17 protein-coding genes are annotated in these 18510 nt (G+C 71.8%); 5 read left to right on the plus strand and 12 right to left on the minus strand.

Annotated features, from left to right (window positions below; genetic code table 11):
- Window positions 1–399: 399 nt before the first annotated feature.
- Window positions 400–990, minus strand: coding sequence for a MarR family winged helix-turn-helix transcriptional regulator (locus ACIP6N_RS29590; RefSeq protein ID WP_401820767.1), 591 nt, complete (start codon window positions 988–990; stop codon window positions 400–402).
- Window positions 991–1143: 153 nt separating this feature from the next.
- Here ACIP6N_RS29590 and ACIP6N_RS29595 point away from each other — a divergent pair, with 153 nt between their 5' ends.
- Window positions 1144–2715 carry an ATP-dependent DNA ligase gene (locus tag ACIP6N_RS29595; protein WP_401820770.1) on the plus strand — a complete coding sequence of 524 codons (1572 nt, stop codon included), beginning with the start codon at window positions 1144–1146 and terminating at the stop codon, window positions 2713–2715.
- Window positions 2716–2778: 63 nt separating this feature from the next.
- Here ACIP6N_RS29595 and ACIP6N_RS29600 read toward each other — a convergent pair whose 3' ends face one another.
- From ACIP6N_RS29600 to ACIP6N_RS29640, 9 genes are all read right to left on the minus strand, one after another.
- Complete coding sequence (locus ACIP6N_RS29600; protein ID WP_401820773.1) at window positions 2779–3822, minus strand: phosphatidylinositol-specific phospholipase C domain-containing protein; 1044 nt, start codon at window positions 3820–3822, stop codon at window positions 2779–2781.
- Window positions 3823–3953: 131 nt separating this feature from the next.
- Entirely contained in the window at window positions 3954–5900 is a 1947-nt protein-coding gene (locus ACIP6N_RS29605) for an NAD-binding protein (protein WP_401820803.1), read from the minus strand.
- Between the two features lie 183 nt (window positions 5901–6083).
- Complete coding sequence (locus ACIP6N_RS29610) at window positions 6084–7244, minus strand: NAD-dependent formate dehydrogenase (protein WP_401820776.1); 1161 nt, start codon at window positions 7242–7244, stop codon at window positions 6084–6086.
- Window positions 7245–7364: 120 nt separating this feature from the next.
- Entirely contained in the window at window positions 7365–9317 is a 1953-nt protein-coding gene (locus tag ACIP6N_RS29615) for an ABC transporter permease (protein ID WP_401820779.1), read from the minus strand.
- 122 nt (window positions 9318–9439) lie between these two features.
- Window positions 9440–10249 carry a molybdate ABC transporter substrate-binding protein gene (gene modA, locus ACIP6N_RS29620; RefSeq protein WP_401820781.1) on the minus strand — a complete coding sequence of 270 codons (810 nt, stop codon included), beginning with the start codon at window positions 10247–10249 and terminating at the stop codon, window positions 9440–9442.
- A 209-nt stretch (window positions 10250–10458) separates the two neighbouring features.
- Window positions 10459–10854: a molybdopterin-binding protein gene (locus tag ACIP6N_RS29625; protein ID WP_401820783.1), complete on the minus strand. Its 396-nt coding sequence runs from the start codon at window positions 10852–10854 to the stop codon at window positions 10459–10461.
- Between the two features lie 109 nt (window positions 10855–10963).
- Window positions 10964–12190, minus strand: coding sequence for a methyltransferase (locus tag ACIP6N_RS29630; RefSeq protein ID WP_401820786.1), 1227 nt, complete (start codon window positions 12188–12190; stop codon window positions 10964–10966).
- A 61-nt stretch (window positions 12191–12251) separates the two neighbouring features.
- On the minus strand, window positions 12252–12470 hold the full coding sequence (locus ACIP6N_RS29635; protein WP_401820788.1) for a hypothetical protein: 219 nt from the start codon (window positions 12468–12470) through the stop codon (window positions 12252–12254).
- A 28-nt stretch (window positions 12471–12498) separates the two neighbouring features.
- Window positions 12499–13182, minus strand: coding sequence for a TetR/AcrR family transcriptional regulator (locus ACIP6N_RS29640; protein ID WP_401820789.1), 684 nt, complete (start codon window positions 13180–13182; stop codon window positions 12499–12501).
- Window positions 13183–13453: 271 nt separating this feature from the next.
- Between ACIP6N_RS29640 and ACIP6N_RS29645 the strand changes: the two genes are divergently transcribed.
- The 4 genes from ACIP6N_RS29645 to ACIP6N_RS29660 all read left to right on the plus strand — a co-directional run bounded on the left by ACIP6N_RS29645 (window position 13454) and on the right by ACIP6N_RS29660 (window position 16720).
- The gene (locus tag ACIP6N_RS29645; protein ID WP_401820790.1) at window positions 13454–14794 is read left to right on the plus strand and encodes a DUF2252 domain-containing protein; all 1341 of its coding nucleotides are present in this window, start codon (window positions 13454–13456) and stop codon (window positions 14792–14794) included.
- Between the two features lie 67 nt (window positions 14795–14861).
- Window positions 14862–15380 carry an adenylate kinase gene (locus ACIP6N_RS29650; RefSeq protein WP_401820792.1) on the plus strand — a complete coding sequence of 173 codons (519 nt, stop codon included), beginning with the start codon at window positions 14862–14864 and terminating at the stop codon, window positions 15378–15380.
- A 158-nt stretch (window positions 15381–15538) separates the two neighbouring features.
- Window positions 15539–16108: a hypothetical protein gene (locus tag ACIP6N_RS29655; RefSeq protein WP_401820794.1), complete on the plus strand. Its 570-nt coding sequence runs from the start codon at window positions 15539–15541 to the stop codon at window positions 16106–16108.
- Between the two features lie 87 nt (window positions 16109–16195).
- Window positions 16196–16720 (plus strand): GNAT family N-acetyltransferase, encoded by a 525-nt coding sequence (locus tag ACIP6N_RS29660; protein WP_401820796.1) that lies wholly within the window; start codon window positions 16196–16198, stop codon window positions 16718–16720.
- On the opposite strand, the gene ppk2 is transcribed toward ACIP6N_RS29660, so the two are convergent.
- Both ppk2 and ACIP6N_RS29670 read right to left on the minus strand, forming a co-directional pair.
- Window positions 16707–17672 (minus strand): polyphosphate kinase 2, encoded by a 966-nt coding sequence (ppk2, locus tag ACIP6N_RS29665; protein WP_401820798.1) that lies wholly within the window; start codon window positions 17670–17672, stop codon window positions 16707–16709. The genes ACIP6N_RS29660 and ppk2 overlap by 14 nt on opposite strands.
- A gap of 12 nt (window positions 17673–17684) precedes the next feature.
- Window positions 17685–17903 (minus strand): hypothetical protein, encoded by a 219-nt coding sequence (locus tag ACIP6N_RS29670; protein WP_401820800.1) that lies wholly within the window; start codon window positions 17901–17903, stop codon window positions 17685–17687.
- Window positions 17904–18510: the final 607 nt, after the last annotated feature.

Here is an 18510-nt window from a genome sequence, read left to right on the forward strand (position 1 = left end):
ACGGTCGTGTAGATGACCGGCACGTCGTAGAGCTTGGCGATCTCGGCCAGCGCGACCGTGTTGTTGACGACGGTCTGCGGGTCGTGCGAGTGCACACCGAAGAGCGTCATCGGCTGGTGGTCGATGAAGACGATCACAGCTTCGTTCGGGTCGAGCAGGTTCTTGGGGCTGGTCATCGAATTACTCCGGGCTCTTGAGTGAGGGAGCGTGGCGTGCGTGCCGCGCATCCGGTTCAAGGCCGGAGGGACAGGGTTTCTTCGCGTTTGTTGCGCGGGCAAGTTTCGATGGCTTTTGGGCCGGGTCGCCGCCCCGCTTCGTGGACCCGCCGCGCCACCGGACCGCCGCGCCGTTGGACCGCCGGGCCCGTTACGCCGCCCGGCCGCCGAGGCGCCGGACCCGCTATGACGCCGGTTCCGCGGGGGAGCCGGCGTCCCCCGACCACAGGTCGGAGCCGTCCGCGATGCGCTGGAGCCTGCCGAGCAGCGCCCGGTGTCCGCCGCAGGTGCCCCTGATCTCACCGGCCGCCTGGGGAAGGACGAGGTCACGCATGGCCTTGCCCTGGTCGGTGAGCACCAGCTGGGTGACGCGCTTGTCCCACGGGTCCCTCGCCCGGGTCAGCAGTCCGCGTTCGGCGAGCCGGTCGACCAGCCGGGTCAGGCCGCTGGGCGAGAGCTCCACCTCTTCGGCGAGCCGGGAAGCCGCGCCGCGGCCGGCCGGCTGGGGCGTGGTGGGGATGGCGGAGAGGACGTGCAGCTCGGTGAGGTTGAGCTGATGTTCGTTGCGCAGCCATTCGTCGAAGCGGCGCAGGCGCGCGTACATGGTGTTCAGGGCACCTATGAACTCGCCGGTCTCCGTCATCTCCATGCGCTCGGCCGCGGGCGCCTTGGCCCGGGGGACGGCGCGGGCCCGCGGCGCGGGCCGGGGCTCGGGGGCAGCCGGACGGCGTGCCTGGAAGATCTGGCGGGCGCGCTCCACTACGAAGTCGTTCATACGTCCTCTTCTCGTTCCGCTTACACCCAGTTTGACCCATCGGTCCCGAAGCGTATTCCCGCGCGGTCCCGGTACGAGGGAAAGGGCCGTGCCGGACCCACCGGGCCGGGCTCCGGGCGGGCGAAGCGGCGCCGGACGTTGCACGATGGCTGCATGCTGCTGGCACCGCTCGCCCATGTGTCCCGGGAGGTCGCGGAGACCTCGGCCAGGTCCCGGAAAATCTCCCTGCTGGCCGGACTCTTCCGCTCCTCGGGTCCTCAGGACGTGCCCCTCGTGATCCCGTATCTGGCCGGGCACCTGCCCCAGGGCCGTATCGGGGTGGGCTGGAACGCGCTCAAGGACCCGCCGCCGCCGGCCGGGCGGGCCATGCTGACCGTGCACGATGTCGACAGCGCCTTCACCGCGCTCGCGGCCGTCGCGGGGCCGGGCGCGCAGGCCGAGCGCAGGCGGCTGGTCCAGGAGCTGCTGGGCGCCGCCACCGAGGAGGAGCAGCGGTTCCTGGTCGGTCTGGTCTCCGGCGAGGTGCGCCAGGGCGCGCTGGAGGCCCTGGCGGTGGAAGCGCTCGCGGCGGCTTCGGGCGCACCGGTGCAGGCCGTCCGGCGTGCGGTGATGGTGGCCGGTTCCCTCCAGCGGGTGGCCGAGCGGCTGCTGTCCGGCGGTCCTGCCGTACTGAACGAGTTCCTGCTGACCGTGGGCGGTCCCGTCCTGCCGATGCTCGCCCAGAGCGCCACCAGCGTTCCGGAGGCGATCGGCCGGCTCGGGGAGTGTGTGGTGGAGGAGAAGCTGGACGGCATCCGGGTGCAGGTGCACCGCGAGGGCGCCGCGGTACGGATCTTCACCCGCACCCGCGACGAGATCACCGCGCGGCTGCCCGAGGTGGTGGAGCTGGCGCTGGCTCTCGACGGTGACCGGTTCATCCTGGACGGTGAGGTCATCGCGCTGGGCGAGGACGGCAGGCCGAAGCCGTTCCAGGAGGTCGCGGGCCGGGTCGGCTCGCGGACCGATGTCCGGTCGGCGGCGACGGCCGTGCCCCTGTCGCCCGTCTTCTTCGACATCCTCGCGGCCGACGGCGAGGATCTGCTCGACATGCCGCTGGCCGAGCGGCACGCGACGCTGGCCGCGCTGGTGCCCGAGCCGATGCGGGTACGGCGGATCGTCGTGGCGTCCGCCGAGGCGGCCGGGGAGGGGACGGACCAGGTGGCTGCCGCCGAGGAGTTCTTGCGGGAGGCCCTGGGCCGCGGGCACGAGGGTGTGGTGGTCAAGGCGCTCGACACCCCGTACAGCGCGGGCCGGCGCGGCGGGGGATGGCTGAAGGTCAAGCCGGTGCACACGCTGGATCTGGTGGTGCTTGCCGCCGAGTGGGGCCATGGCAGGCGCACCGGCAGACTGTCCAACCTGCATCTGGGCGCGCGGCGCGAGGACGGCTCGTTCGTGATGCTCGGCAAGACGTTCAAGGGGCTGACGGACGCGCTGCTGGAGTGGCAGACCGGGCGCCTGCGGGAACTGGCTCTCCACGACGACGGTTTCACCGTGGCGGTACGTCCGGAGCTGGTCGTGGAGATCGCCTACGACGGTCTCCAGCGGTCGTCGCGCTACCCGGCGGGGGTGACGCTGCGCTTCGCCCGGGTGCTGCGCTACCGCGAGGACAAACGGGCGGAGGAGGCGGACACGGTGGAGACGGTGCTCGCGGCCCACGGGAGGATCCCGCGGGCGGCGGAGGACTGAGGCGTTCCGGCGCGGGAGTTCGTACGCCCGCGCCGGAACGGGTGAGCCGGGACTGTCTCGGAATTACTGGGCGTCGCCGCGCGGGACGACCGACGAGAGCACCGTCGGCAGGGTGCGCCAGTCGGCCGAGATCAGGCTCGCGTGCTTCTGCGCGAGCAGCGTCAGCCGGTCGCGGGCCTCCTGCTCGGTGGGGCTGGTGCCGTCGATGGCGGGAGCCACGTTGTGCGCGTCCGTCATCAGCACGAAGTAGTGCCGCTGGTCGTACCAGGCGGTGTCGATGCCGTCGGCGACCCAGGCGGAGGCGTCGCCGTCGAAGAAGACGAACCAGGGCCTGATCGAGGCGTCCGCGTACCGGGTGCGCGGGTCTCCGGCCGCCACGTTGTGGACGGCGGGGAAGGACGCGGCCTCGCCCAGCCGGCCTGCGGCCTTGAGGTCGCGCAGGTAGGTGGCGTACTCACGGTCGGTCCACAGGGTGTCGAGCGGGTTCGCCTCCTCGACCGTGCCCGGGATCAGCTCGACGATGAACTTGCCGGCCAGCTGCGCGCGGGTGGGGAATCCGTCGGCCTGGACGGCCTCGTCGAGGTCCGCGTGATTGCCCACCAGGTCGGCGGGGCGGAAGACCGCGTCACCGAGCTTGCTGCTCACCAGCGCGTCGAACTGTGCGGGACCGCGGCCGGAGGTGCTGAGGAATCCGTCCTTCATCTCCACCTTGAGGACGATGGGACGGTGGCCCGGGTTGGCGTCGTGCCAGGTTCTGATGTCGGTCAGACAGCCTGCCAGGTCGCGGTTCTGCGCGTTGGTGCGCAGCTGCTCCACGGTGGTGGCGTTGGCGCAGTTGTTGTTGTTGCCGAGCGGGTTCTCGTGGGAGACCCGCCAGGAGGCGCCGAACACGTTGGTCCAGACGTCGAGTTCGAGCATGCCCGCGCCGGAGTCCAGCGCGTCCGCGAAGTAGGGGAACGCCGCCTTGTCGTACGAGTTGTGGACACCCACTCCGGTGGTGGAGGAGTAGGGCAGCTGGTTCGTGTCGGCCGCCTGGGCCGAGGTGGAGACAAGGGCGAGTACTGCGGCGGCGCCGGCCGCGACCGAGGTGCGAAGGAGCTTGGCCATATCCGTTATTCCTCCGAGAGGGCATGTGTGGGGCATGTCAACCGAGGAGGAGAGTATGGGAGTTCAGTGGACAACGGGGAGACGGAACCTTACGGAACCGATCACGGAGGAGACCGGTCGGTGACATCCCGTCACCGCTGAAGTCGCGGCGCGGCGGGGGCGGTCGGCGAGGTGGCCTGCCTGCCGAGCAGTTCCGCGAGACCCCGGCGGGTGGCCGCGACGACCACCCGGTCCCGCGCCCGCAGGACGTAGCCGGGGTGCAGGTCCCAGACCAGCTCGGTCGGCCGGCCATGATCGCCGGCGAGACGGGCGTCCGCGAGGTCGGGCACCCGGTCGTCCGGATGTGCGGTGTCGAGGGCGATGACCCGCCAGGAACCCGGCCTGAACACCTCGCCGACGGTGTGCCCTTCGAGTCGCGGATGACCTGCCACCTCGATGGCCGCGACCAGCAGCACCTGGCGCTCCACCGGTATCGCGCCGAGGATCTGACGTCCCATCATGGCGATGGCGAACGCGGGCGCGGCCAGGTTGGACACACTGCGGCTGCGGGTGAGCGCCTCGGGGTGTGCCGCCCGCAGCGTGCGGTAGACGGCCCTGGCGAAGTCGTCGTCGTACACCCGGAGCGCCACACGCAGACCGGGCGCCACCGAGCGGGCATACAGAGCCGCTTCGAGGTTGGTGGTGTCATTGCTGGTGAGGGCGAGCAGTGCGTGGGCACGGCCGATCTTGGCGGACTCCAGGACGCCTTCCTGCGTCACATCGCCAAGTATGGTCGGTACGCGCAGGCTTCGGGCGAGGGGGATGCCGCGTGCTTCCGGGTCCTCCTCCACGCACACCACGGGGATGTCGAGTTCACGCAGCCGCACCAGCACCCGGCTGCCGATCTTGCCGAGCCCGAGGAGCACGACGTGGTCGGAGAGGCCGCGCGGGGGCCGTCGCAGGGTCGAGGCCGATCGGAACGTGCCGAGCGCTTCGAGGACGGCGGCGAACACCACGGGCAGCAGAAGAAGTCCCATGGCCGCGGAGAGGAGTTGCAGGATCTGCCGCCCCCTGGGCGCGTCGACCGCCGGGTCGTTGATGCCGAAGAGGTCGAGCAGGGTGAGGTAGATGGCTCGGTGGGGTGCCTCGCCGGTGATCAGGGTGTAGATCATCGCCAGGGCGAGCACCGCGGCGACGATCCCCACGAAGGACCACCGGAGCCTTCGGGAGAACAACGCGGTCAGCGGAGCGCCGCGGCCCCTGAGCCGGCGCCGCGGCCGGCTGACACCGTCCTGCGCCACGGCCTCCAGGACGACGGTGCCCCGTCCGGTGGCCGCGGCGACGCTCTCGTCGTCGGGGAGAAGCCGCGGGCCGCCCTGGCCGCTGCTGTCCGAACCCTCCTCCCCCGCCGGGTCGTTGGTGGTGGACGAGAGCAGCGCGAGGGTGCACAGACCGGGGTCGGCCACCTCCCCGGCGTCCTGCGGGGTGCGCTCGGCGGCGCGCAGCAGCATGCCGCCCGCCCTGATCACCTTGCTGGTGCCCGCCACGGCGGTGGCGGCGAGTGCGGGGGCCGCGGTGTCCGCGTCCGAGAGGACGGTGGTGGAGGCGTCCAGGCCCGCCGCGTCGAGACCGGGAACGGCGACGGCCGCGGCCTGGTCGAGCAGTTCTTCCAGGTGCTGGCCGAGCTTGCGGTTGTAGAGCCGGATGACCAGGCGCAGATGGGGGTTGAGCCGGCGGGCCGCCAGCGCGGACCTGATGTTGGTCTCGTCGTCCTCGTGGACGAGGGCAACGGCCGTCGCGTCCGCCACGCATGCCTCGATGAGCACGTTCTCGTCGAGTTCCGCCGCTTCCATGACGAGGACCTGATCCATGCCGCCGCAGCTTTCCCCGCCGGTGCGCGGGGACCCGGCGGCCGTACGCGCCATGGCGGACGACACCCGGCCGAGGAAACCGGTCGCCCCGCCCGCGCCGCCCAGCGGTCCGGGCGGCAACTGGGAGACGCGCAGCGGCGGAACGACCAGTACGACCTGTTCGCCGTAGAGGACCCTCAGCTCGGCTGCCAGCCGATGGGCCAGCATGTCGTCGCCGCACACGATCATGTGGCCGCTGGGAGAGTCCAGTTGTACCTGGGGACGGAATGGAGTCACCCCCCTAGTCTGCCGAACGGGGGTACGACCCCGGCACGGCGGCCCCCGTTCGCGGCCGGGGGCCGGAGGCACTGATGCCTGGTCAACCACCCTTCCCGCCGGGGGACATCGGGTCGCGGCGGATCCCGGAGGGTCTCAGGTGTTGACGGAGTAGGAGCGCGCTCCCGCCCCGGCGAGGCCGCCGCCCTCGACGATCAGGTACTCGTCGCGCAGTGGCCTGCCCGCGAAGAAGTTCTCCAGGATCTCCCGGGTGCCTGCGGCGTACCTGGCCTGCGCCGAGAGCGAGGATCCGGAGATGTGCGGGGTCATGCCGTGGTGCGGCATGGTGCGCCAGGGGTGGTCGGGGGGCGCGGGCTGCGGGTACCAGACGTCGCCCGCGTAACCGGCCAACTGGCCGCTGCGCAGTGCGCGGTCGACGGCGTCGCGGTCGGCGATCTTCGCGCGGGCGGTGTTGATGAGGTAGGCGCCGCGCTTCATGCGCGCGAGCATCTCCTCGCCGAAGAGGCCTTCCGTCTCCGGGTGCAGGGGCGCGTTGATGGTGACGACGTCGCAGTGCGGAACCATCTCGGCCGCGCTGTCGTGCCAGGTGAGGTTCAGCTCCCGCTCCCGCTCCTCGGGGAGCCGCCGGCGGTCGGTGTAGTGGAGGCCGACGTCGAAGGGCGCGAGGCGGCGCAGGACGGCGAGACCGATGCGCCCGGCGGCGACCGTGCCGACCTGCATGCCCTCCAGGTCGTAACTGCGGGCGACACAGTCGGCGATGTTCCAGCCGCCGTCCAGGACCCACTGGTGCGAAGGCAGGTAGTTGCGCACCAGCGACAGCGTCATCATCACGACGTGCTCGGCGACGCTGATGCTGTTGCTGTACGTGACCTCGGCGACCGTGACACCCTTGGCGATCGCCGCGTCCAGGTCGACGTGGTCGGAGCCGATGCCGGCCGTGACGGCGAGCTTCAGGTTCCTGGCCTTCGCCATGCGCTCCGCGGTCAGGTAGGCGGGCCAGAACGGCTGTGAGATGACCACGTCGGCGTCGACCAGCTCCCGGTCGAAGACCGAGCCTTCCCCGTCCTTGTCGGAGGTGACCACGAGTGTGTGTCCCTGGGACTCCAGGAAGCCGCGCAGGCCCAGCTCGCCGGAGACGCTGCCCAGCAGCTGTCCCGGGGTGAAGTCGATGGCCTGCGGGGTGGGGGTGGTCTGACCGCCGGGGTAGTGGTCGATCTTCGGGAGATCGTCGCGCGCGTACGTCGTCGGATAGCCGTCGACCGGGTCGTCGTACAGCACGCACAGCACCTTTGCCATGACAGCGGCTCCTCGTCCGTTGATGCGGGAAGATGCCTCCAGCGTCCCCGCGCCCGGCGAATCCGGCAAAACGTACCTTCCGGCCCCTGGGCCGGGAAAACGGCCGCACGCGCCCGTACCTCACAGGGTGACGAGCGTGACCTCGGTGGCCTTCACGCTGCTCCAGACGGCCACGCCGTCGGCCAGACCCAGCTCCGCGGCGGCCTCATGGGTGATCTCCGCGACCAGGTCGGGCACCTCGTGCGAGCCGATCAGGACCCGCAGCCGGCTGCCGGAGGCGGTGATTTCCCGGACCGTTCCCGGCCAGACGTTACGGGGGCTGCCACCGGGCCTGTCGCGGTACACGGAGACGGCTTCCGGGGCGATGACCGCCAGCGCCGCCGTCCCCTCGGCGAGCGGTTCCGCGACGACCAGCCGCCCGCCCGCGGCGAGGTCGAGCCCCCGGGGGCCGAACGTACCCGGCCAGGCGTTGCGCCCGAGCATCCTGGCGACCCACGGGGAGCGGGGACGGCGCGTCACCTCGGCAGGCGGGGCGTCCTGGAGCGCGCGGCCCTCGTCGAGTACAAGGACCCGGTCGGCCAGCGAGAGAGCCTCGACCGGGTCGTGGGTGACGATGAGGCAGACGCCGCCGAAGGCGTCGAGATGCGCGCGCAGCGTGTGGCGCACCCGGGCGCGGGTGGTCTGGTCGAGGGCGGCCAGCGGCTCGTCCAGGAGCAGCAGCCGGGGCCGGGCCGCGAGCGCGCGGGCCAGCGCGACGCGCTGCGCCTGGCCGCCGGAGAGCTGATGCGGCTTGTGGTGGGCGAGATGGCCGACTCCGAGCCGGTCGAGCCACTGCTGAGCGGCGCGCCGCGCCTCCGCCCGGCGCACACGCCCGGCACGCAGTCCGTACGCGGTGTTGGACAGGGCGCTCAGATGCGGGAAGAGCGCGCCGTCCTGCGGCACCCACGCGACGCCTCTGCGGTGCGGCGGCAGGGAGGTGACGTCGAGGTCGCCGAGGCGCAGGCGGGCGTGGGCGCGCTGGGTGAGCCCGAGGAGGGCGCGCAGCAGGGTCGTCTTGCCGGCGCCGTTGGGGCCGACGACCGCGATGGTGGTGCCGGGCCCGGCGTCGAGGGTCAGCCGGCTGAATCCGGAGACGTCGGCGCGCAGCGGCCAGCGTTCCCGCGGTACGGCAGCCCCGGGGGCGCCGGGTATGCCGGAGGCGAGGGGTCCGGTCGGTCCCGCGCCGGGGGCTTCCACGGCGTCCGGCAGGCGCGCTGATCCCCGCTCCCGTCCGGTGGCCGCGCCGGTCCAGCGCCCGCGCAGTCCGAGCAGTACGGCCATCGCGATCGCGAGCAGCAGCAGGGAGACGGACGTCGCGGCCTCGGGCGAGTTCTGGAGGAGCAGATAGACCTGGAGCGGCAGGGTCTGGGTGGTGCCGGGCAGGTTGCCGGCGAAGGTGATCGTGGCACCGAACTCCCCGAGCGCCCGTGCCCAGGTCAGGGCGGCGCCCGCGGCCAGTCCCGGCGCGACCATCGGCAGCGTCACGGTGAAGAAGACCCGGAGCGGTGAGGCGCCGAGCGACGCGGCGGTCTCCTCGTAGGCAGGGCGCAGCCCGGCGAGCGTGCCTTCGAGACTGATGATGAGGAAGGGCATCGCGACGAACGTCGCGGCGACGACGGCGCCCGAGGTGTGGAACGGCAGGGTGACGCCGAAGGTGTCCTCCAGCCACGGGCCGATCAGTCCGCGCCGGCCGAAACCGAGGAGCAGGGCGACCCCGCCGACGGTGGGCGGCAGCACCATCGGCAGGAGCACCAGGGAGCGCACCAGCGTCTTGCCCGGGAACCGTACCCGGGCCAGCAGCCAGGCCAGCGGCACTCCGAGGAGCAGGGAGAGTCCGAGCGCCCAGAAGGAGACCAGCAAGGACAGTTGGAGCGCCTGTACCACTTCCGGGCTGGTCAGGTGCGCGCCGAGTTCACCCCAGGAGGTGCGGACGAGAACGCCGAGCAGGGGCAGGAGCAGAAACGTGACCGCGAGCAGCGCGGGCAGCACAAGAGCGACGGGGGCGCCGGTCCCGCCGGTGCGCAGGCGTCTCATCACGGTTCCTGGTCTCGTCGTGGCGCTCGTCGTGCCGGCCGGCGCTCGTGGCGCCGTCCGGCGGGGATCGAGACTGCCCGTCCGCCGGGCCGGGCGGCCCCTCCCCCGTACGCGGTGCGGTGTTACGGCTTCTGGAAACCGGCGGCCTGGAGGATCTTCTGCGCCTCGGGGCTGCTCAGCCAGGCCACGAACGCGGCGGCCTCGTTCTTGTGCTGCGAGCCCTTGAGGGTGGCGGCCGGATACTGGGCGACGGCATTCTGCGCGTCCGGGATGTCGACGGCGTCGACCTTGTCGGTCGCGGTGGCCGCGTCCGTCTTGTAGACGATCCCGGCGTCGGCCTCGCCGAGTTCCACCTTGCTCAGTACGGAACGGACGTCCGCTTCCTGGGAAACCGGCTTGACCTTGATCTTCTGGGCGTCGAGGACCTGTTCGCTGTAGCGGCCGACCGGCACCTCGGGCGCGGCCAGGACCACCTTCAGCCTGGAGTCCGCGAGGTCCTCGAGACGGGTGATCTTGTCGGGGTTGCCCTCTTCGGTGGCGATCACCAGACGGTTCTTCGCGATGACCACGGGTGTGCCGGCCTCGGACTTCACGCCGTCCATGGTCCTGGTGTCGGCCGTGACCAGCGCGTCGGCCGGGGCGCCCTGCTTGACCTGCGCGGCGAGGTCCTGGGAGCCGGCGAAGGAGAACGTCACTTTCGTGCCGGGGTGCTCCTTCTGGTAGGCGGCGCCCGCCGTCTTGAACACATCGGTCAGCGAAGACGCCGCCAGCACGGTAAGGGCGACCTGGGGCGCCGCGCTCGCGGTCGCCGTGGACGCGCTGCCGGTGTCCTTCCCGCTGTCGTCACCGGATCCGCAGGCGGCGAGCGGCACGAGAAGGGCGGCGGTCACGACCGCGGCGGCTCCACGGCGGCGGCTGAAGGCGAGAGACATGAAAGGGGACTCCTTGGCGGTGCGGCCCCCGGAGAGGCGCGCGGGCGGAATGAGGACGGAGGTACGAGTGACGACGGCGCCTGGCGAGCCGTACGGCCGGAAGCGTCGGAGGCGGTCGATGGGCGGTCAGGTGCGGCCGGTGCGCGGCCGGCTGTGGCCGATGCGCGGCCGGTAGCGGTCGTCGTGGTCCACGTGTGGCCGACGGGCGGTCAGGTGCGGTCGATGTGCACGCTGGTGGCCTTCACCCGCGCGGTGGCCTGCACGCCCACCTCCAGGCCCAGTTCCTCGACGGCCTCCCGGGTCAGCAGCGACACGAGCCGGTGCGGTCCGGCCTGGATCTCCACCTGCGCCGCGACATCGCCGAGTTTGACCGCGGTGACAATGCCCGGGAACGCGTTGCGTGCCGAGGTGTACGAGACGTCTTCCTCGTTCGCGGCGCTCTGCCCGACCTCGACGGAGAACGCCGCGAGGTCGCGCCCGTCGATCAGACGGCGGCCGCCCTCGTCGCGATGCGTCGCGACCCGGCCCGCGTCGGCCCAGCGGCGCGCGGTGTCGGGGCTCACCCCGAGCAGCCGGGCCGCCTGACCGATCGTGTAGGACTGCATGTGCGACAAGATAAGCGGATTTCCCTAGCATTTACAATGCTTGATACAAAGTTCCGTCGCAGCTGCGAGGCCGTCCGGAACAGAGCACCGGCCCGCCCGGCGCGTCGGCTCAACTCCTGACGGACCGCAGGACGACGAACTTCGGATCGCTCGTCACCACCTCGCAGTTGCCGAACAGCCGCCGCAGCTTCGCGTGGTATCCGAGATGCCGGTTGCCGACGACCCACAGCTCTCCCCCCGGCCGCAGGGCCGCGCGCGAGCCGGTGAACATGCGCCAGGCCGTCGCGTCGGTCGTCGCCTGATGGGTGTGGAACGGCGGGTTGTTGAGGACCAGATCGACCGTGCCCGCCGGGATGTCCGACAGCCCGTCACCGAGTACGAACGCGGCGGAGGCACCGTCGCCGGCGTTCTTGGTGAAGGTGGCCTCGGCCGAGGCCACCGCGGAGAACGACTCGTCGATGAAGGTCACCCGGGCCTCGGGGTTGGCCAGGGCGGCCGCCGTACCGACCACGCCGTTGCCGCAGCCGAGGTCGACCACGTGCTCGGGGCCGTGCCGGCGCGGAAGGTGGCGGAGGAAGAACCGCGTCCCGACGTCGAGGCGTTCGGCGCAGAAGATGCCCGCGTGGTTGACGACGGTTCGGCCCGACACCTCGCCGAGCCCGTCGGGCAGCGCGTAGCTGTGCGGCCACGGGCTGGGCGTACGCACCCGGCTCGGCGCGGGCTCGCAGAAGATCAGCCGCGCTTTCCTGACCGCGAGCGAGGTCCTGGTGGGGCCGAGCAGCTGCTCGAACAGTTTCAGCGTCGACGTGTGGATCTCGGTGACCCTGCCGGTGCCTACGACGACGGTCCCCGGGTGGACGGCGGGCGCGAGGCGGTGCAGCTGGTCCTCGAGCATCGCGAGGCTCTTGGGCACGCGGATCAGCAGTACGTCGATCCGCTCCGGCGGCGTGTCCCTGACGGACATCAGCCGAACGCCGTCCGGCCCGGCGCCGAGCCGCCGCAGATTGGCGCGGGTCGCCTGCTGGGTGAGGTAGGAGTCGGTGATCTGCACGAGCGGCCCGGTCACGGACAGATCGAGCCGGTGGGCGGCGAGCGCCGTGGTCAGGGCGCCCCACCGGTCTCCCACGACGGCCACGGTGCCCGACAGGTCCGTCGGCCCGGCGGGCCTGGCCGGATCGGTGCCATGGCCGCTGTCGGTGCCGGCAGTGGCATCAGCGCCCGCGAGGTGCTGGAGCAGGTACTCGTCCGCGGAGTCCCACGCGCGCAGCGTCTCGCGGGGATGTTCGGGGAAACGGGTGAGGCCGAGATCGCCCCAGGGCGTCGTCAAACGATTCATTGTGTGATCAGGCTAGCCGTCCCGGCGCGCCGCCGACGCGGCACGCCGGTGTCCGGCCTGATCAGGACCGCGGTCCGCCCGCCGTGCGCCGTCGCGCGCGCTCCAGCGCGGTCTGCGCCTGGAAGGCGCTGATCACGGCCGCGAACTCCGTGCGGGCGATGTCCAGGACCACCTGGGTGGTGGCCGGCGGATCGGGGTGGTCGCGCAGGGCGATGTCCGCCGCGGCCTCGGCGAGCAGATCGTCGTCGGGGGACGCCCCTGGCTGGGACATGGTGCGCATAACCTGATGCCAGAGCCCGGCCATCGCGTCACTTCCCTTCTTCGGCCGCGGCGGCGCCGAGCACGGCGAGAGCCTGGTGGATCACTTCGCCGGCCAGCAGCTCCCGGGAGAACGCGCCGCTGTTGCGGGCCCAGTGCGCGAGCAGTTCGCAGACGGCGCCGATGAACGCGACCATCGCGAGGGTGTAGTCGCGCGGCAGCGCTTCTCCGCGCCCCACGGCCCGTTCCACCTCACCGGCCAGGAAGTCGGCCCACAGACTGCGCCACAGCAGCCCGTGTTCCTCCGCGCCGCGTCCTGCCCCGATCACCTCGGCGAAGGCGGTACGGGTGGCCGCGGGGTCCACGGTCACGGCCCCGACGTACGCGCCGACCAGGACCGCGATCCTGGTACGGGTGTCCGCCGCCACCGTCGCCGGATCGTCCAGCGCGGCGAGTACGGCGTCCATGCCGCCCCGCGCGACCCCGTCGTGCAGCGCGATCAGCAGCGCCTCGCGGCTCTGGAACTCCTCGTAGAACGCCCGGATGGAGACGTGCGCGGTGGCGCAGATCCGTTCTATGGACGTCGCCGCGTAGCCGCGTTCGGCGAACAGCTCGGTCGCGGTCGCGAGCAGCCGCTCCCGGCGCCGTGCCCTGCGCTCCTCCCCCGCGTCCGCCGGCGGTGTCGCCGGCGTCGCCTCCTCCGGTCTGCCCGCGCTGTCCGGCCCCTGATGCATCCGACCTCCCCGAGGCACCCGGGAACACACGGCTGCGCCGCCGGTAAGGGTGCTTATCGAGCAGCATGCCACTCCCTGACCGGCCGCGCGGCGACTTCTTGAACAATGGTCAACGCGCCCGGCGCGCGGGCCGTGCGCCGGTGTCATTCGCGCCGCTCCCGCCGCGCTTGCGCGCCCCCTGGCATGGAGCGCACGCCGGTCTTCCCGGCCCCGGTGGCGGGATGCCCGTGCTGTCGGGATGCTCGTGGTGAGGACCACGGAGAGGGGCCGCATGACCACTCCCGCCGACCGGGCACAGCGCGGCAGGGACGCACGCAGGCGCGCGTCCCGCTCCTCGCACGGCCTGTGGATCCCCGATGCCGACCGTCTCGACCCCCGTACGGTGCTGGCACGGCAGGACGCGAGCCGGCTTCCCGCGCTGCTGCCTCTGCGCTACGAGCGGATGGCGGCCTCCCCGTTCGCGTATCTGCGAGGGGCCGCCGCTGCGATGGCCGCCGATCTGGCTCCGCAGCCGCGCACCGGGCTGACCGTACAACTGTGCGGGGACGCGCATCTGCTCAACTTCGGTGTCGTCACCTCGCCCGAACGTGCTCCGCTCCCCGATCTGTTCGACCTCAACGATTTCGACGAGACCCTGCCGGGGCCCTTCGAATGGGATGTGAAGCGCCTGGCGGCGAGCATCGCGGTCGCCGCCCGCGACAACGGCCAGTCGGACGCGCACGCGCGGCGGGCCGTGCAGGCCGCCGCCGAGGCGTACCGGACGTCGATGCACCGGCTGGCCGGGCTCGGCGAACTGGCGTTGTGGTACGAGCGTTCGGACAGCACCGACCTCGTTCCGCTGATTCGGGCGGGGCAGCACGCCCGGGGCGGGGACGGCCGGTCGCCCGCCACCCGGCACACGCGCCTGCGGCCCCTGGAGAAGCTGACCGACATGGTCGGTGGACAGCTCAGGATCACGCCCGACCCGCCACTGCTCGAACCGCTCGAGAGGCTGGACATGGCCGCTCTGCGCCGGATATTCATCGGCTACCGGAGCACGCTTCCCGAGGAGCGGCGCACCCTCCTCGACCGGTTCCGCTTCGTCGACGCGGCCCGCAAGGTCGTCGGCGTCGGCGGAGTCGGGGCCCGCTGCTACCTCGTGCTGCTGGAGGGGCGCGACGCCGGGGATCCGTTGATCCTCCAGATCAAACAGGCCGACCGATCCGTGCTCCAGCCCCATCTGCCGCCGAGTGCGTACGCGCAGCAGGGACACCGGGTCATCGCCGGACAGCGGCTGCTGCAGGCGGCGGGCGACATCTTCCTCGGCTGGGTCACGGGACCCGAGGGACGTCATTTCTACTGGCGGCAACTGCGCGACATGAAGGGCGCGTCGACGGTGGGCGACCTGACGCCGTCCCTGCTGCTGGACCACGCGCGGCTGTGCGGTACGACGCTGGCGCGGGCGCACGCGCGCTCCGGAGACCGGATCGCCATCGCGTCCTACCTCGGCAGCGCCGACACCTTCGACCGTGCCATGGCCGATTTCGCACGCCGTTACGCCGACCGCAACTCCGTCGACCACGCCGCGCTGGCCGCCGCCGTGGCGGCCGGGAGACCGCCGATCGCGTCGTAGGCACGGCCCTGCGGCGGGTGCCGCAGGCGCGGTACGACGCGGTGCCGGCCGTGTGTACGCTGCCCCGGTGCGGCGCATTCTCGTGGTCGGTATCAGCGGTGCCGGCAAGTCCACACTGGCACGGGCCCTGAGCGAGCGACGCGGGCTGCCTTACTACGAGATGGACGCGCTGCACTTCACCGGCCCCGACTGGGCGGTCGACGCCGCGTTCGGTGCGCGGACAGCGCGGATCGCCGCCTCACCGGACTGGATCTTCGACTCGTTCGGCTACCCCGAGGTCCGCGACCTGCTGTGGAAACACGCAGACACGGTGCTCTGGCTGGACTACCCCAAGCGGGTCGTCATGCCGCGGATCCTGCGGCGCTCGCTGCGCAGGACGCTGCTGCGCGAGCGGATCTTCGGCGGCAACCGCGAGAAGCTGACGGACTGGTTCCGACGCGACCACCCGGCCCGCTGGGCCTGGTCCCAGCACGCGGCCCGCCGCTCGGAGATCCACCGGCGCACCCGCGACCCGCGCTTCGCCCCACTGCGAGTGATCCGCTTCGGCACTCCGGCGGAGGCCGCCGGCTGGCTCAGGAGCGCGTGACCGACTGAGGGAAGGAATGCCTCTGTACCGGCCGGCTTCGCCTCACCGCCGTCATGAAAGCCGCGGGCCGGTGCCGCCTCCGCGGTCCGCGCGCAAGGCCGGCGCCCGCCCGGAAAATCCCGCGCCCGTGCGGCCCCCGTCTGGAATGCTTCCCGGTCATGAACACAGGCAACAGGCGGGATCCGGAGAACGCGGGACACCCGGCGGACGCCCGCGCGGCGCTGGTCATCGGCGGGCGGTCGGGGGTGGGCAAGTCGACGGTGGCCTGGGAGGTGTCCGCCCTGCTACAAGGGGAGGGGATCGCCCACTGCTTCGTCGAGGGCGACTTCATGGATCAGATCCATCCCGCCCCGGCCGGCGATCCGCACCGCTCCGCGATCACCGAACGGAACCTGGCCTCAGTCTGGGCCAACTACGCGGCTCTCGGGCAGCGCAGGCTGATCTACACCAACACCGTGAGTGTGCTGGAGGCCCAGATGGTACGGCGGGCCATGGGCGGCGGCCCCGTACGGGTCACCCGTGTGCTGCTCACCGCGGGAGACTCCGTCACGCGCGGCCGGCTCGCCGAGCGCGAGCGCGGATCGCAGTTGTCGGCGCATGTCGAGCGGAGCGCCCTGATGGCCGAGCGGCTGGACTCGCAGGCCCCGCCGGAGACGATCCGTATCGCCACCGACGACCGGACCGTCGGGGACATCGCCCGGGAGGTCCGGGGGGCGACGGGCTGGTGACCGGCCGGCGTCGTGGAGCCGAGCACCCGGTGTCCGATCCGGTATTCGCCTGTGCCGCCGATACGCCGCGTGATACGTCTGCCTGTCATGAACGATCTTCTGACGGAGCGGCTCGTACTGCATCCGATGAGCCCGCTCGAAGCCGAACGCGTGGCGGCGGGCGAGGCCGCGGACGGCGATCTGTGGGCGCCGGGATATCCGGCCGAGGGTGACATGTCGGGGGCCAGGCTCTTCCTGACGGCCTGTGCGATCACCGGCGATCCGCGGCCGTTCGGCGCGTACGAGATCCGGCTGCGCGCGGACGGCGTGGCCATAGGAGGCATCGGTTTCCACGGCGCCCCCGATGACAGCGGCCGCGTCACGATCGGCTACGGCCTGGTCCCCCGCGCGCGGGGCAACGGGTACGCCTCCGAGGCCCTGCGCGTCCTGCTGGAGTTCGCCAGGGCGAGCGGCATCACCCGCGTCCTGGGCGACGCGGATCAGGACAACATCGCCTCACAGCGCGTCATGACCACGGCCGGCATGCGGCTCGTCGCCGAGGACGCGAAGCTGAAGTACTACCGGATCGACTGGGACGGACCCGCCGAGAGCGACGCTCTCAGCGTTCGCTGAGCGGGTGGTCGCCCGGTCCCTCGCGCCGGTGGGCGAGCGGGGTGGGCGAGAGGTCGGTACTCTCCTCCCCCGCCTCCAGCAGGGTGTCCGCGGGCCCGGCGATGAGCGGATCGGGCTCGCCGACGGCAGCGGCGCTCTTGTCCGCGTAGTCGAAGCGCCACAGCAGACTGCGCATCGCCGCCAGCCTGCCGCGCCTCTTGTCGTTGTTCTTGACCACGGTCCACGGCGCACACGCGGTGTCGGTGGCCCGGAACATGTCGACTTTCGCGGCGGTGTAGGCGTCCCACAGATCCAGCGAGGCCAGGTCGGTCGGCGAGAGCTTCCACTGCCGTACGGGGTCGATCTGGCGGATCGCGAACCGGGTGCGCTGCTCCGCCCGCGAGACGGAGAACCAGAACTTCACCAGCAGGACGCCGTCCTCGGTCAGCAGCCGCTCGAACATGGGGGCCTGACGGAGGAAATGGCGGTACTCGTCCGAGGTGCAGAACCCCATCACCCGCTCCACACCCGCCCGGTTGTACCAGGAGCGGTCGAAGAAGACGATCTCCCCGGCGGACGGCAGGTGGGCGACGTAGCGCTGGAAATACCACTGCCCGGCTTCGCGTTCCGTCGGTTTCTCCAGGGCGACCACCCGGGCACCGCGCGGGTTGAGCCGCTCGGTGAAGCGCTGGATCGTGCCTCCCTTGCCGGCCGCGTCACGCCCCTCGCACACCACGACGAGCCGCTGTCCGGTGTCCTTGACCCACCGCTGGAGCTTGAGCAGTTCGATCTGCAGGAGCCGTTTGGCGTGTTCGTACTCACGGCGCCGGACCCGGTGGTCGTACGGATAGTTCTCGCGCCAGGTGTGCAGCGCCCTGCCGTCCTTGTCGAGCAGCACGGGGTGCTCGGGGTGGTGGTCGTCCACCGTCAGCCCCGCCAGCAGGGAGCTGTCGGCTTCTTCCTTGTCCGTCACCGGGGTGCGCCCCTACCCCCGGCGTGCGCCCGGCGCACGACGGCGTGACGCGGACCGCTCGGTGAAGAACTCCGGCTCGCGGTCGCCGTCGTCGTCGCTGTCGCTCAGCGGCGGCAGCTCGACGGTGTACAGCGGCTCCAGGAAGATGCCGTGGTGCTGCGGACGGGCGACCCGCGAGGCGGCGTCCGCCGGTCCCTGCGACGGGTCCTGGCGGGAAAGTGAAGAAGGCATGCACAACCGATCGGAGAGTGTCGAGCGGTCGCGCGGCAGGGTGCCGATCAACCCGCTGGGATGCTGTCTACTCCATCTTCCCGGTCGTGCCCAACCATGGATGACCGGAGCGCCGGGTGGCGGCTCTCAGCCGTCCGTTCAGCGGTCACTGGTCGGTGAGCATTCCGGTACGGAGCCGGGTCAGCGTACGCGAGAGCGGGCGTGAGACGCGCATTTGAGAGATGCGCGGCCCGGACGCGGTCGCGGACCGGGTCCCGGCCGAAACACATCTCGGCGCTGTGGCGTCGCGGTCGTCAAGGAGCGACGACCAGGGCGTGTTGCGGCGAAAGCAGCGCCGTCCGCCCGGAGGGCGGGGCTTGCGGCGTCCGGTGCGTGCAATCGCAAGGCGGAGGATCAGCGTCGCCGATGGCCCGGAGGTACGTGGATGACTCCGGCCACGCCGCGAGTGTGCGTGCCGGACGTCGCGAGCCGGGCGGGACTTTCACAACACGCCCTAGGGCCTGTATCGAGTCGTGATCAATGAATGGTCCGGGCGAGGTCCTTGATCCAGATCATGGAGGCGCGGAGATGGAGTCCGGCGAGGTAGCTCTCGGGGGTCTTGTCGTAG

Origin of the sequence: Streptomyces sp. NPDC088725, assembly GCF_044751305.1 — a bacterium.
In the GTDB taxonomy this organism is placed as follows: domain Bacteria; phylum Actinomycetota; class Actinomycetes; order Streptomycetales; family Streptomycetaceae; genus Streptomyces.

Excerpts from the sequence above, each read along its gene's own strand:
- ACIP6N_RS29645 (WP_401820790.1), top strand. The coding sequence starts at position 13,454 with ATGACCACTCCCGCCGACCGGGCACAGCGCGGCAGGGACGCACGCAGG.
- ACIP6N_RS29605 (WP_401820803.1), bottom strand. The coding sequence starts at position 5,900 with ATGATCGTGTGCGGCGACGACATGCTGGCCCATCGGCTGGCAGCCGAG.
- ACIP6N_RS29635 (WP_401820788.1), bottom strand. The coding sequence starts at position 12,470 with ATGCGCACCATGTCCCAGCCAGGGGCGTCCCCCGACGACGATCTGCTC.
- modA (WP_401820781.1), bottom strand. The coding sequence starts at position 10,249 with ATGTCTCTCGCCTTCAGCCGCCGCCGTGGAGCCGCCGCGGTCGTGACC.
- ACIP6N_RS29660 (WP_401820796.1), top strand. The coding sequence starts at position 16,196 with ATGAACGATCTTCTGACGGAGCGGCTCGTACTGCATCCGATGAGCCCG.
- ACIP6N_RS29630 (WP_401820786.1), bottom strand. The coding sequence starts at position 12,190 with ATGAATCGTTTGACGACGCCCTGGGGCGATCTCGGCCTCACCCGTTTC.
- ACIP6N_RS29590 (WP_401820767.1), bottom strand. The coding sequence starts at position 990 with ATGAACGACTTCGTAGTGGAGCGCGCCCGCCAGATCTTCCAGGCACGC.
- ACIP6N_RS29640 (WP_401820789.1), bottom strand. The coding sequence starts at position 13,182 with ATGCATCAGGGGCCGGACAGCGCGGGCAGACCGGAGGAGGCGACGCCG.
- ACIP6N_RS29615 (WP_401820779.1), bottom strand. The coding sequence starts at position 9,317 with ATGAGACGCCTGCGCACCGGCGGGACCGGCGCCCCCGTCGCTCTTGTG.
- ACIP6N_RS29670 (WP_401820800.1), bottom strand. The coding sequence starts at position 17,903 with ATGCCTTCTTCACTTTCCCGCCAGGACCCGTCGCAGGGACCGGCGGAC.
- ACIP6N_RS29625 (WP_401820783.1), bottom strand. The coding sequence starts at position 10,854 with ATGCAGTCCTACACGATCGGTCAGGCGGCCCGGCTGCTCGGGGTGAGC.
- ACIP6N_RS29655 (WP_401820794.1), top strand. The coding sequence starts at position 15,539 with ATGAACACAGGCAACAGGCGGGATCCGGAGAACGCGGGACACCCGGCG.
- ACIP6N_RS29600 (WP_401820773.1), bottom strand. The coding sequence starts at position 3,822 with ATGGCCAAGCTCCTTCGCACCTCGGTCGCGGCCGGCGCCGCCGCAGTA.
- ACIP6N_RS29595 (WP_401820770.1), top strand. The coding sequence starts at position 1,144 with ATGCTGCTGGCACCGCTCGCCCATGTGTCCCGGGAGGTCGCGGAGACC.
- ACIP6N_RS29610 (WP_401820776.1), bottom strand. The coding sequence starts at position 7,244 with ATGGCAAAGGTGCTGTGCGTGCTGTACGACGACCCGGTCGACGGCTAT.